8 protein-coding genes and 3 pseudogenes are annotated in these 13553 nt (G+C 46.8%); 8 read left to right on the forward strand and 3 right to left on the reverse strand.

The annotated features are described in order from the left end of the window. The 4 genes and pseudogenes from NBA72_RS08175 to NBA72_RS08190 form a co-directional block, all read left to right on the forward strand. A pseudogene (locus NBA72_RS08175) lies at nucleotides 1-1088 on the forward strand (inverse autotransporter beta domain-containing protein); the annotation flags it as partial. A gap of 79 nt (nucleotides 1089-1167) precedes the next feature. Then, nucleotides 1168-1647: a hypothetical protein gene (locus NBA72_RS08180; RefSeq protein WP_000970020.1), complete on the forward strand. Its 480-nt coding sequence runs from the start codon at nucleotides 1168-1170 to the stop codon at nucleotides 1645-1647. A gap of 627 nt (nucleotides 1648-2274) precedes the next feature. Continuing rightward, complete coding sequence (locus NBA72_RS08185; protein WP_077917547.1) at nucleotides 2275-3132, forward strand: winged helix-turn-helix domain-containing protein; 858 nt, start codon at nucleotides 2275-2277, stop codon at nucleotides 3130-3132. A gap of 10 nt (nucleotides 3133-3142) precedes the next feature. Next, entirely contained in the window at nucleotides 3143-3607 is a 465-nt protein-coding gene (locus NBA72_RS08190) for a hypothetical protein (RefSeq protein WP_001521985.1), read from the forward strand. A gap of 94 nt (nucleotides 3608-3701) precedes the next feature. On the opposite strand, the gene misL is transcribed toward NBA72_RS08190, so the two are convergent. The 3 genes and pseudogenes from misL to NBA72_RS08205 form a co-directional block, all read right to left on the reverse strand. Further along, a complete protein-coding gene (gene misL / locus NBA72_RS08195) occupies nucleotides 3702-6569 on the reverse strand; it encodes an intestinal colonization autotransporter adhesin MisL (RefSeq protein WP_042948581.1) in 2868 nt (955 codons plus the stop codon). Nucleotides 6570-6643: 74 nt separating this feature from the next. Beyond that, nucleotides 6644-7261: a helix-turn-helix transcriptional regulator gene (locus NBA72_RS08200; protein WP_439004989.1), complete on the reverse strand. Its 618-nt coding sequence runs from the start codon at nucleotides 7259-7261 to the stop codon at nucleotides 6644-6646. A 756-nt stretch (nucleotides 7262-8017) separates the two neighbouring features. Further along, nucleotides 8018-8128, reverse strand: a pseudogene (locus NBA72_RS08205) (IS3 family transposase); the annotation flags it as partial. Between the two features lie 585 nt (nucleotides 8129-8713). On the opposite strand from NBA72_RS08205, the pseudogene NBA72_RS08210 reads away from it, so the two are divergent. The 4 genes and pseudogenes from NBA72_RS08210 to NBA72_RS08225 form a co-directional block, all read left to right on the forward strand. Continuing rightward, a pseudogene (locus NBA72_RS08210) lies at nucleotides 8714-9023 on the forward strand (helix-turn-helix domain-containing protein); the annotation flags it as partial. Between the two features lie 389 nt (nucleotides 9024-9412). Further along, the gene (locus NBA72_RS08215; protein ID WP_000753270.1) at nucleotides 9413-10039 is read left to right on the forward strand and encodes a fimbrial protein; all 627 of its coding nucleotides are present in this window, start codon (nucleotides 9413-9415) and stop codon (nucleotides 10037-10039) included. A gap of 143 nt (nucleotides 10040-10182) precedes the next feature. After that, nucleotides 10183-10926, forward strand: coding sequence for a fimbrial chaperone (locus NBA72_RS08220; protein WP_000882257.1), 744 nt, complete (start codon nucleotides 10183-10185; stop codon nucleotides 10924-10926). Nucleotides 10927-10946: 20 nt separating this feature from the next. Then, the gene (locus NBA72_RS08225) at nucleotides 10947-13547 is read left to right on the forward strand and encodes an outer membrane usher protein (protein WP_052324008.1); all 2601 of its coding nucleotides are present in this window, start codon (nucleotides 10947-10949) and stop codon (nucleotides 13545-13547) included. Nucleotides 13548-13553 lie beyond the last annotated feature (6 nt).

Here is a 13553-nt window from a genome sequence, read left to right on the forward strand (position 1 = left end):
TCCTTAAAGCCGGCAGCCGCTGGCGGGACAACGGGGACGGGACCTACACGGCGGCCTACACGGCCACCACGGCGGGTTCACACCTGAAGGCGACGGTGAGGCTGGGCGGCAGGGGCAACCCGGCGTCATCTGATGCGTATGCCATCACGGCGGCCACGCCGGACGGGGCGAAATCGGCTATCAGCACCGACGCCACTGCCTATGTGTCCGGTTCTGATATGGCAGTGACGGTGACGCTGAAGGACGGACAGGACAACGCAGTGACCGGGACGGCCGCCTCGCTGACGGCGGATACGGTCACCGTACCGAATGCGATCCTTAAAGCCGGCAGCCGCTGGCGGGACAACGGGGACGGGACCTACACGGCGGCCTACACGGCCACCACGGCGGGTACGAACCTGAGGGCGACGGTGAGGCTGGGCGGGTGGAGCACGGCGGCGCAGTCTGGTAAGTACGGCATCATTCTGGGATATGAGGCCCCTGCATCCATCAATACGCAGGTCAATGCTTACACCTTTACACAGACCAGCGAAGAGGGGACATTCCCGACCACCGGCTTTACCGGGGCGACGTTCACCATCGTGCCGAAGGACAGCAAGAGCGTGACTGATTACATCTGGACCTCCGACGCCAGCTGGGTATCAGTGACGGACGGGGTGGTGAAGTTCACCGGAACAGGTACGGGCGACAAGGTGACCATTACGGGTACGCCGACAAGCAGTCAGGGGAACATCATTAAGTACAGTTTCACGCTTAAGAGCTGGTTCATACATAGTGGGTCGACCAGAATGAGCTGGTCCGACGCGAACACGTATTGCTCATCGCAGTCGGGTTACAGCCTGCCGACGATCGCCCAGATGATCCTGCGTACAAATCACACCGCAACACTGATCCGGGGCACCGGAGCGCTGTTGAACGAGTGGGGCATGATGACACGTTATACCAGCGCGCGTTTCTCCGACAACACCTACTGGTCATCGGACCAGTTGAGTAGCGGCTCCCATAACAACGTCAGCCTGCGCTATGGCGGCGTCTACTTCAGCAGCGATAGCAGCAAGATCAACGTGGTGTGTCGTCAGGGTCTTTAGTTTTTAACCTTTGGTTTTTATTTTTAATGATGGTTTTTATTCTCCTCCGCGGGAACGCGGGGGAAAATAAGGACAATGAATGATGGAGATAAAGGATAGGGTGGCGCTGAGTGCCCGTCCGGGAAAGCTTACACTTATCCGGGAGGGCGTGTTCCTGAAATGCTACCAGCAGTCGTTGTTTTCAGGGGGGAGGGTCAATGCTTTAACGGGAACTTTGACCTTTTCAGGGAGGTCGTATGTATTTAATCCTGAAGGAAGCACGCTCATGCCACGCTTAAAAAAGATGAATATCCTTTTAATCTTATTGCTTTATAGCATGGCAGCATCTGCCTCATCAAATCATCCATATTCTACTGATAATAAAGAATATTTATATTTACCAAAAGATAAACCAACATTATCCTGGGAGAAGAAGGAGCCTCAAACAGATAAAAATTTATATTGCCTTACTCCGAGTGATCCGGGGTGTAGTGATATGTGGTACAAGGAAAAATTGAGGGAGCATCAGGAGCGTGTACAACGTTACCAGCTTCCAAAAAAACGTAACTTTCATAAATAATCGCTCAAAATTTGTCGGTTCCAGGGTAGAACCATAAGTTATGAAATAAATTTCAGAGCTGACCTTCCCACTGAAAATAGCACCAGGGGTAAACTGGAGTATCCTGCCTTTTTTTCACCCCACAGAGAGGTGTATTTACAGAAACAAAGTAAATACCCGGGCGAAACACAGTCTCACAAATTGCCAGAGTATCGTTGGCGTTGTTCCTCTGGCTACGAAAAAAGGCTTTTACATGTTGTGCTGGAGTCAGCCTCGCGGGATACCCCATTGTACTGAACGTTACTCCCCAAAAATGAGAGGTTAAACAAGCCTCATAGCGTTAAGCGTTACGGGCTCAATTTGTCGAAAGGTATCCTGCAATCTGGAGCGTGAGATTTTTTTATTCCATGCAACGGAGCCACCATCCATCCAGACGCAGAACTGAAAAACAGATTTGGCAATATCAATACCGTGTGATACTACTCCCGGAATAATGCAGTTTGTAAAAATATAGCTCTGGCTACTTCAGGAAGGGGCGTCCATCACATTACTTGCCTGCTATAATGAGAAAAGCAGTGTCTACGCTTACCTGTTAATGTCTTATGCCTCTCGCTCTTCTATATAATCGGTATGTGCAGGGGACAATCCATGTCCTGCTACGCAGCCACAGCATCAGACTATACTCAGTGGTGTCTATTAACCCTCTCCAACTACGTTATGTTTTGGCATGGTAACAATGCGATGTTATGGATAATTAACGATAATATTGAATTTAATCCAGAAATGAATCGCCTGGCGTCATTATCGAGGCCAGATCTCAACATTATTCTGACAACGCCCGCCAGCCGCTGCTTGCGCCTTCTGCTGGAAAACGCCCCCTCCGTCGTCTCACAACAAACATTCTTTCAAAAAGTGTGGGAAGAAGACGGCATGGTGGTGTCGGCAAATACGCTTTATCAGAATATCTCCATTATTCGCCGCGGATTACGTACCGTTGGCGAAAATGAAGATACGCTGATAATCACGGTTCCGCGTAGAGGCTTTCAGATTGAGCCTGGTGTGAGCATCATGACCATCCGCAAAGACTTCGCTCAGGCAATAGAAAAAAAGGGTGAGACGCCACCGCGTATGTCAGGGCGTTGGTTTAAACATTATGTACCTGTACTTTGGATGACCGGGACATTTGCTGTCGGTATTTTGCTTGGCACTATCAGCTGGCAAACCGTTCCCGATAAGGATTTTTACGATCGCTACACGCTGGTTGAAACAACTCAGGGCTGTCATTTTTTCTCGCGGAATGAAGATATCGAAAGCGGCAGCCGCTTTGCAAGCTATAAGTCATTGATTCTAAAAACCGGTATGGATTGTCAGAAATACCCATGGGTCTATTTCCCTTCCAGCAGTCGCACCCCAGCGGTTACGGCATTGATTTGTCAGCAACCTTATAAAACGCGCGGTGATACAGGCTGCGTGACGCTTTTTTTCCGCGGGGTGACACATGGGTAAAAAGGCACTGATGTTAGCCTGCCTGACGCTACTGTTTCTGGGAGTAGGGCTTGGGCATCTTTTTCATTTGTATACGGAAAAGAACCGGGATCCAGAGAAATGTACGGCGCCTGTGATTGTGTTTTATAACAACACTCAGGCTAACCTGACGCTGGATTTTATGTATTCGCTGAAAAAACGTACTGGGGTGGTTTCCATCAGCGGAACGTATTACGTCGATAATAAAATGAGCGGCGTGATCCGCCGTGATGTTTCCTATGTATGGAGTGAAAATAAAGACAGCACCCATTTTATATCGACGGATATCAACAAAGTCACGCGTGACGAAACACTGTCCGATGCGGTTATCGAGACGGTTTTACCCGATTTTTATGTCTATCCAGGGAAAAGTATCAGTTACACCATCCTGACTCAGGGCCATCGTGGCTTTATGTTCACCATCGGGAAACGCCCGATATTTTTCTGTACACATTAAGCTGTTTTGGGAGCCGTTCATGGAACGTATCAGCCAAATGAAGGCGCTTCCGGGTAAAAGCCGCTGAAGATCAGCGGCTCTGTTGTTACCTGAATCAAAAACTGTATTTAACCCCCAGTAGGCCTTGGGTATTACTATAGCCCTGGTCACCTACCTGTTGCGCTACGTTACCCCATACGTTCAGGCGCGGGGTAATTTGTCCTTCAATACCCACTTTCAGTTCACCAATATTTTTCGTACCACGCATATCGCTGCTGACATCGTCCATCTTCACGCTGGCAGGCTGCGTATTATGGATCCAGTTCGCTTCCACGAATGGCTGGAACTCTCGAGATTTATTGTCATCAATAGCATTGTGGCCGTTAATATAGGCTTTTACGCCCATGCGGGTTAGCAGATTACCAGCGGTATCATCCTTGACGAGGGTACCATTGGCTTCGCGATTGTCGTCAGCCTGCACGCCCATCCATACCACCTGCGCTTTGGGCTGCAACCAGTAGCTTTGATGCGCGCTTTCACCTAACCTGAAGCTGTAACCGGCTTCAACCGAGGCGGTAATTCCTTTGGATTTATATTTCTCAGCGGCCTGATCCTGACCCATGACCTTGTTATCAAACCAGTTGTACAGCATCCAGGTATCCACATAAGCTCCAGACCGATCGATATTGTTAGCATACCAGGTGCCGTAAAGGCCGACGCTGTAACCGGTGACTTGACCACGGGAATGATAGTCACTCACGGACGACTGCGTGCGGTTCTGGCTGTTGGCATAACCTGCCATTGCACCAATATGCCAACGGTCAAGACCGTCAGTGCTCCACTGTGCCAGATCGCCTCCCACTTGTAACACATAGCTGTTGATGCGGGTTTTTAGCTGCCCGCTGCCATCGTTGAAGCGAGTATGGGCGCCGACGTTACGCATCCACAGGCTGGTGACCTTCTTCTCACCCGTCAGCATGTCGGTGTACTGGGTTTCACCCAGACGGTCATGGAGACGCGTCATGAACAGCGTATTTGCCGCATAGTTGTTGGCAAGGTAGCTGCCCACTTCCGGACGGAACTGATGTTCTGTTATCGGCGGTGTGTCAGATTGTCCTATGTCAGGAATGACCGGATCAGGGATGACCGGGTCTACTGGCTCAGGGTCTACTGGCTCAGGGTCCACTGGATCGGGAATAACAGGGTCAGGGATGACCGGGTCTACTGGATCAGGGTCCACCGGATCGGGAACGACAGGGTCAGGGATAACAGGGTCTACCGGATCGGGAATAATCGGTTCGTCCGGCTCAATGTAGCTGGTCAGATACCAGTTTTTACCTTTCTGCACCACGTTGTAGTCATAGGCTCCGGCAACAATACGGCTTGCTTTTTCGAAAGTACCGTTGGAATTGCCAGCAACGTTAACAATTTCAATACCTTCAATGGTTTGAGCCCCGGCTCCTCCAATATTATTTACCGCAACAAATGTGTTGCCTGAAGTATTGCCGAGAACCTGCAGCCTGTCCGTTTCGGAATCATCATCGTTGAGCACAGTATTAAAGACCAGCTTACCGCCGTTGCCTACATAATCTTCATTGATGGTGAGCGTTTGCCATGGCTCGCCATCTTCATGGCTGAAGTTAATGGTTGCGCCACTATTCAGCGTCAGGTCAGTGAGCGTTGAGCTGCTGGTCATATTCCAGGTCGCATCGCTCATTTGTACAGAGATAACGCCTGTGCCCGCCGTAGCGCTGGTGATGTACGACGCCCCGTCCCATCGCGAGTTGTCCGTCATATTGAGCTTAATCGTACTGTTCTGCTGCGGTAGCGTACCGCTGGCAGCGGTGGCGCCAGCAGCACGAATATCACCGTCGATGACGAAACGACCTCCTGAAGAACCGTCAACAATGCCGCCAGTCTCCGTGCTGATGGCGTAACTTTCGTTACTGTTATCGCCCGCCATAGTAATAGCCGCACCGCCTGCCAGATTAATGGCGCCTCGGGAGAGGGCGTATAAACCGGCAGGGGCTTTACTATAGGATGCAGCCTTACTGGCGCTGTTAACGCTAATAGTGGCATTCTCTCCCAAACTAACGGTAGCGTTAGTTGCATATACCGCGTGTGCGCTGGCACCGTTCACCGTAATAGTAGCGTTGTTGCCAAGCTCGGTTCTGGAGGATGATGCTGCGTAAATCCCCGTTGAGGATGCGCCGGAGGTTTCGATGGTTGCATCGTCACCCAGACGAATCAACGAACCGCTTTGTCCGGTACGCAGCCCCTCCGAACTGTCGCCGGTAGTAACAATATGTGCACGATTGCCGACGACAATCGTATTTTTGGCACGTGACGCATCCCGCATGGCGTTAGCTGTAATTCCACGTCCCTGGCTACCTGTTGTTTTGATATACAGATCGTCGCCGACGTAAATATTGGCCGATCCGGTCCAACCCTGGCCCAGTGAGTTATATCCGGCGTTAATACCGTCACCATCCTGACCATCCACGTAGATGTTGGTACGGTCACCGGTAATAATAAATACCGGGTTATCCGGAGTATTTGCGCCGTGAGTACGGATGCCATCGACGTCTCTACCATTATTCGCGGCATTCGCCGACTGCGTCCGAATGGTCAGGTCGTTGCCAAAAATCACGCCCGGACTTCCCGTCCCGCTGTTTTGAATAACCGTGACAGTGTGTTCAAACGCCTCCGCGCCCGGCCCATTAAGCGTGAGGCCATTGCCATAAACCGGGATGGTGCCGGTGTTCCACTGATAAACGTAGTTGGGCATGGTCCCGACTTTGGTGAAACCGGTACTGGCCTGAGCGGGAATAATGGCCTGTAATTCCGGCGGCAACTGGCTGACCAGCCCACTGGATGGCAGACTATCAACGTCAACCCAGGCCGCCTGGGAGGGAAATACCATAGAGGCTAACGCTGCTGATACCGCTATGGCGATGAATGAGTAATTTTGGGGAGTTGGCATTCTGCCTCCTGCATTATGGCGTAAAGCGTCTTCCACATCGCAATAATATGGAAATAATAAAAATGGAAACGGATCTATAAAATATTTGATATTATTTTATGAATGCTATGCCCTAGCTTATTTTCAAGCCGCAGTTTATGCACATAAAGTTTCTTAATATCAATATTGTCAATATTTACAATCTGCTGAATACTTATTCCTGATACAAAGCGCTTCAGTAATATAAATTCCGTATAGTTAAGCGTTCGTCCACGTTTACTGTTGGCAAGCCGACCGGTAAACAAGCGGTGCATCTTTTGCTGTTGCACAATATCATCGTCATCGAAATAAATAATTCCTTGTATTTTATTGCTTTTCAAAATCCAGTAATTGGCCAGCGGAGTTAAACTTTTGTCAGAAATCAGGACAATATGCATACCACTGTTTGCCAGACTGTCAGCCCATTGCAGATCGGTAAATCGTCGAAGATTCGGGAAAGAAAAATCAACAAAGATAAAACCGCTGGATAAATGGTTGTGTCTATCAAGCAATAACTTTTCAATAAACCCTTTTTTCAGGAAAGCATTACCATCTGGCCAGATGGAAAATGCCGCATTATGACAGTATTGCACCCGTACTGCGCTGTCAGGGAATAATTGACAGGATAAATCGCAACTAATGCAATGGACAATTTGTGAAGGCTTTCTCATCATCCTGAACGACTCCCGTCGATGTTTCTATTAATATTTCATTGGTAAATAAATGTGTCAATCCAGATAATATACAGTGCTACGGCTGTCAAAATTCGCGAATTATTGTCAGTGTCATAAACTCCTGGAAAGACCTAAAATACAGCTTTAAGGAACCATGACAGATCCGACAGTCGTAATACATCATTTCGGATTTTCATTTCACGCATTGAGATTTTTATACAGTATCTCCAATATCATAAAAAATCTTAAAACAGCACTATTTGCTAAATCATGAGGGTGATAAATAACGGTTCTCAATACCATCTGTCTGCTGCCTTCGTCACTATCGGGGTGATGTGATGAAATATAAAAGTAATTCCTGTCAACCTGTAATGAATTCTTATTATTAAAACCTAATTTAAGATTTTTTCTTTTATTGCATTGTTATTCAATGACTTAATGGTGAAATTTGTGCTCTCATCAACTTCTTATATACAAATTTAAGACTATTTTATAGAGACGCATGTAAACTTTAAGGAGGTGTAATGCTAATGCCATGAGAAAATCTTGTAACTTAATGCCGGGAGTTATACCTTGCCAATAAGTTGATCTGACTTAATTCTGATCGTGACAGTCTGAGCAACCGACAGACTTATCGGTCGAAACAACTTCAGCTTCTGGCTACTTTTTTCAATTGCTCATTTGATGAAAACTCTTTCCCGGAGCACATTAGTGAGAAACAGGATGTGGTCAAACCTAATGTCCATAGATGTCGTCAGTCACTTCACAAATATCCGCCTCCTGGCAGATATCTTTAAGCGTTCGTCCAGCTTCGACCAACTTAATTACGGCGATGTTCTGATGCTCAGTGAGACGGGATTTACACATAAAGATTCCTTCGTCAGCAGATCGATGACGTGATCTCTAAATGTGAATAGCACGATTATGTGGAGTAATATGAGCACATGGTATAAGAATGTATACGGATATTTTACTGCTGAAATATAATAATGGGAGGGGTTATGAATAAACAGGACGTATGGGAGAGAAAGGGTATAAAGATAAAATGCTTGCAGTATCTAATAGATAACAATGAAAAATCAGGTAACTGAGAAACTATTCAGTGTTTAGGTTGATGTGATATTAAGTCATTCAGCCGCTACAGCACATTATCAGGATAATTTCGTCTGGATAAAACGGAGGAATGAATCGCCACAGGTTTAACAGACACCGCTGAGTCATTTAAGATGACTTAAAGAGAGGAGCCCATGAGCGGTAAATGTTATCCCGAAGCGTTTAAAATTAAAGCGGTAGAACAGATTATTGAGCGCAGCCATTCTGTTTCCTATGTTTGCATCAAAAATTTTTTCTAAATAGCTACGCGGAATAGTAAACCCCTTTGAGGGAACCCGGTCCGGATGGTGCAATCTGATCAATCGCCAAATCAAAACAAATCACCAACCGGACTAAGCGATGCCGATCATAGCACCCATTCCCCGTGACGAACGACGCCTGATGTAGTAAGTAATCCATAAAACGCATCCGCAGGCTGACGGCCATGCTGATGTTGCATCAGGGTGACCGCGTCAGCGATGTTGCCAGAACGCTCTGCTGTGCCAGTTCCTCCGTCGGACGCTGGATTAACTGGTTCACGCAGTCGGGTGTTGCAGGACTGAAATCATTACCTGCCGGACGAACCCGTCGCTGGCCTTTTAAGCATATCTGCACGTTATTACGTGAGCTGGTAAAACATGCTCCCGGCGATTTTTGCCATCAGCGCTCAATGAATGAGTGGACACAACAATAGCGTTCTTGGTAATACACCAATGCAGTCATTGACATTTATTTCTTTTTTTTAATATTATTTTATGAAATAAACAAATCCATTTAGTTTTTTTAATTTTACTTTTAAGAAAATATAAAAAAATTATTCTTGTAATCAGCTACATGATTTGAATGAACTAATTTTATACCTAAAAGTATAATATTTAATCATATATATATTTATTTTCAATATATTTTATGCGGATATCCTTATTTATAATTAACGTGAATTGTTTCTAAATGATAATACATGTGTTTTATTTTACATATTATATTTCCCTCGCTCATACTGCGCCCTCATTTAATCATAGATGACAATTTTTATTCACATTAAGGATGTATGTAATAATGAAAAAAACATTATCGTTAGCAGTTATGGTTATGGCGATGGGCGCGGGTTCTGCAATGGCTGCCGATCCAGTAGCAGCTGGCCAGATCACGTTCAATGGCCAGGTCGATCCAGCGACCTGTATCGCTAAAGTTGTTGACGGCGGTAAAACCAGTATCGGTTCTGACGGTACTGTTACACTGAAAACCGTCACTCTGGCAGATATGAAAGCTGCCGCAACCGTTGCACAAAACACCACTGGTTTGAATCCTAAAGATTTCTCTATCACCGTGGACTGCACTGGCGCTGATGCTGATCTGAAAAACGTAGCTCTGTATATGAGTTCTGCAGACTTCGCCAACAGCGACGGTACTCTGGCTAACAATACCAATATTACCCTGGGCTCAGGCATTAAAATGGCCAATGGCGTAAGTATCGCAGTACACGAAGTTGAAGCTGCCGGCGGTCTGACTCTGGTGAATATGGTTAACCACTCTGACAAACACGAACTGGCACTGGATGATACTACCCGCGCCGGTACCTATAATCTGCGCGCTTCCTACGTTATGGCTCCTGGTGTCACCAGCGATGCAGTGACCTCCGGCGCGGTCACCACTAACTCTATTTACTCTATCGTTTATAATTAATCTACACCTACCCGTGAAGATTATTTAGCGAATTGTCATGCGAGCATGCGTGCCGATATTTTTCGGTACGCTTATTATCAATAAAATATCCTGCCCATACCGCGATGGATTAATGGCGATATTTAAGCACGCAAGGAATGCTTATGTTATGTCATCTGAGAACTGCATTTACGGTCATCACGCTTACCGGCACGTTACTAAGTAATGTCGCCTGGGCTGATATTGTTATTTCAGGTACGCGTATCGTTTATCGTGGCGCACAAAAAGATGTTAACGTGCGCCTGGAGAATAAAGGCTCGCGGCCATTGCTGGTACAAACTTGGTTGGATACCGGTAATGATAATACGGAACCTGGTGCAATTAAGGTACCATTTAACGCCACTCCGCCGGTTTCTCGTATCGATCCCAAAAAAGGCCAGACGATAAAAATTATGTATACCGGTAGTCAAACTCTTCCCAGTGACCGGGAAAGTGTATTCTGGTTCAACGTACTGGAAGTGCCGCCAAAAGCTAATAAAAATGAGAATTCAGCTGCGCAGAACACGCTGCAGTTAGCGTTTCGCACGCGCATTAAACTGTTTTACCGCCCTCAAGGATTGGGCGATCTGGCGGGTGAGGCTCCGGCAAAGTTAACCTGGAGAATGAAGCATGAACAGGGCAAGTCCGTTGTGACCGTTAATAATCCAACGCCCTATTTTGTCTCGTTTAATAGTATTGAACTGGAGTCGACTGGTAAAAAATATATCGTCGACGGTCAAATGGCTGCTCCGCTAACTGAGACCAGTTTTACTCTCAAAACCGCGACTACGATCAGCAGTGGCAAAATTAACTACAGTTTTATCAATGATTTTGGCGGAATTATCAACGCTACAGCCTCTCTACAATAAAAATAAGAAGGATTATAACGTTGTACACCTTTATCAATTGCCCTCATCCCTTATCGCGCACTACCATTGCTATCTGCCTGGCATTGTGTGCTGTTAATAGGGGCTATGCTGCGGAAAGCATTGAGTTTGATGAAACTTTTCTAATGGGTGATGGTAAGTCGTCTATTGATATTAGCCGCTATGCCGACGGTAACCCTACACCGCCGGGGGTATACAATGTCAGCGTTTTTGTTAATGATAAAATCACAACTAATCTGGAAATTCCGTTTATTGATGTCGGAAAAAATGATGCTGAAGCCTGTATCAGCAAAAAAAATCTTGCGCAGTTGCATATTAATCAGCCTGAGAAGATAAAAAATAGCGATATTTTGCTAAAGAAAGAGGATGAAAATAGCGATTGCCTGAATCTGACAACGCTAATAGACAATTCGAATATTAGCTACGATAGCAGCGATCAACGTTTATACATTACTGTACCGCAAGCCTGGCAGAATCGTAACTATCAAGGTTATGTCGACCCTTCATTGTGGGACAATGGGATTAATGCCGCCACTTTATCTTATTCACTCAATGCCTATCACAGTGAATATGACAATGGAAATAATGACACCTTTTATGGTGCATTTAACAGCGGTGTTAACCTTGCGGGTTGGCGCTTTCGTGCCACCGGTAACTATAACTGGGCCAAAAATGGTGGTAGTAACCTCGATTTTCAGAACCGCTACGTTCAGCGTGATATTACCGCATTGCGATCTCAGCTCATTATGGGTGAGGCCTATACGACGGGCGAAACCTTTGACTCGGTTAATATTCGCGGTGCTCGCCTCTATAGTGACAGCCGAATGTTGCCATCCTCGCAGGCTAGCTATGCGCCTATTATTCGAGGAGTTGCTAACAGCAACGCCAGGGTCACTATTACCCAGGGGGGTTATAAAATCTATGAAACTACCGTACCGCCAGGAGCCTTTATCATTGACGATCTTAGCCCATCCGGTTTCGGTAGCGATTTGATCGTTACTATTGAAGAGGCTGACGGCTCCAGGCGAACCTTTAGCCAGCCGTTTTCTTCAGTGATGCAGATGCAGCGACCTGGCGTCGCCCGCTGGGATTTTAGCATTGGACAGATGAAAGACGACAGCCTGCGTCATGAACCTAATTTGATTCAGGGATCGTTTTACTACGGTATCAACAACTATGTGACTGGTTATGCAGGCCTGCAAGTCACCGATAATGATTACTCAGCTGGGTTATTAGGTGTGGGGATTAACACACCATTTGGCGCCATTGCAGTGGATGTCACCCAATCGCAGGCGGAAATCACCGATGATGAGTCTTATGCCGGACAGAGTTACCGCCTGACGTGGAACAAACTGCTGGAGCCGACAGAGACCTCGATCAACGTTGCTGCTTATCGCTATTCTACCCGAAAATATCTTGGGCTGAGCGATGCACAACGCCTGATTGATGATGCGGCACATGGCGTGGTGAGTACGAAAATGAATACTTACGAGCGACTCAAAAATCAGTTTACCGTCAGTATCAGCCAGCCGTTGCAATTTGAGAAAGAGGATTACGGTTCATTCTATCTTTCCGGATCCTGGAGTGATTATTGGGCGGGTGAGCATAGTCGCAGTGAGTACAACGTCGGCTATAGCAAAGGGTTCAGTTGGGGGAGTGCGGGTATTACCGTTCAGCGTACATGGAACGAATATGGTGATAAAGACGATGCGATGTATATTAACTTTAGCATTCCATTGAGTAATCTTTTTGGTGGTACTTACCGCCGTTCAGGTTTTACCAGCCTTAACGCCAATATTAATACTGATTTTAACGGCACCCATATGGTGAATATGAACTCAAGCGGTAATAGCGAAGATAATTTGCTGAATTACAGTGTTAACACCGGTTATACGATGAATAAGACCGGTAGCGATCTTGCCTCAGTAGGCGGTTATGCCAGCTATGATTCACAATGGGGCAGTTGGTCTGCATCCAGCTCATTTGATACTGATAAGAGTCGACAATATTCACTGAGTACAGATGGTGGTTTTGTGCTGCATAGCGGTGGTTTGACCTTCAGTAATGACAGTTTTAGCTCCAGCGACACCATAGTGCTGGTGAAAGCGCCAGGGGCCAAAGGTGCACGTATTAACAGTAGCGGCAGTAGCGTAGACCGTTGGGGCTACGGTGTAACCTCTTCGCTGTCACCATACCGTGAAAATACCATTTCACTGGATATTGAGGACATGGATGGTGACGTGGAACTGAAAAGTACCAGTACCATTGCCGTACCGCGCGATGGCGCGATTCTCTTCGCCAACTTCGAAACCGACCAGGGGCGTTCAGCCGTCATAAATATGGTCCGCAGCGATAATAAGACATTGCCGTTTGCTGCTGAGGTTTATGAAGGTGATGTGCCAATTGGCAATATGGGCCAGGATGGTCAGGCATTTGTGCGTGGTATTAACAATGCTGGTGAACTCATCGTTCGTTGGTATGAAGAGGGTCGGCCGCAGTCCTGTCGCGCAGCCTATCAATTCCCGGCTCAGCCAGCCACTCTACCGGGGAGTCAGACATTGGTGTTGAGTAATGTCATCTGTCGTATCTCCAACCGTAACTAAGATGGA

It is taken from the genome of Salmonella sp. NW1250, from assembly GCF_051812965.1.
Taxonomy (GTDB): Bacteria; Pseudomonadota; Gammaproteobacteria; order Enterobacterales; family Enterobacteriaceae; genus Salmonella; species Salmonella enterica.

Coding starts and splice junctions, on each gene's coding strand:
- NBA72_RS08180 (WP_000970020.1), top strand. CDS start 1,168: ATGATGGAGATAAAGGATAGGGTGGCGCTGAGTGCCCGTCCGGGAAAG.
- NBA72_RS08185 (WP_077917547.1), top strand. CDS start 2,275: ATGTCCTGCTACGCAGCCACAGCATCAGACTATACTCAGTGGTGTCTA.
- NBA72_RS08190 (WP_001521985.1), top strand. CDS start 3,143: ATGTTAGCCTGCCTGACGCTACTGTTTCTGGGAGTAGGGCTTGGGCAT.
- misL (WP_042948581.1), bottom strand. CDS start 6,569: ATGCCAACTCCCCAAAATTACTCATTCATCGCCATAGCGGTATCAGCA.
- NBA72_RS08200 (WP_439004989.1), bottom strand. CDS start 7,261: ATGATGAGAAAGCCTTCACAAATTGTCCATTGCATTAGTTGCGATTTA.
- NBA72_RS08215 (WP_000753270.1), top strand. CDS start 9,413: ATGAAAAAAACATTATCGTTAGCAGTTATGGTTATGGCGATGGGCGCG.
- NBA72_RS08220 (WP_000882257.1), top strand. CDS start 10,183: ATGTTATGTCATCTGAGAACTGCATTTACGGTCATCACGCTTACCGGC.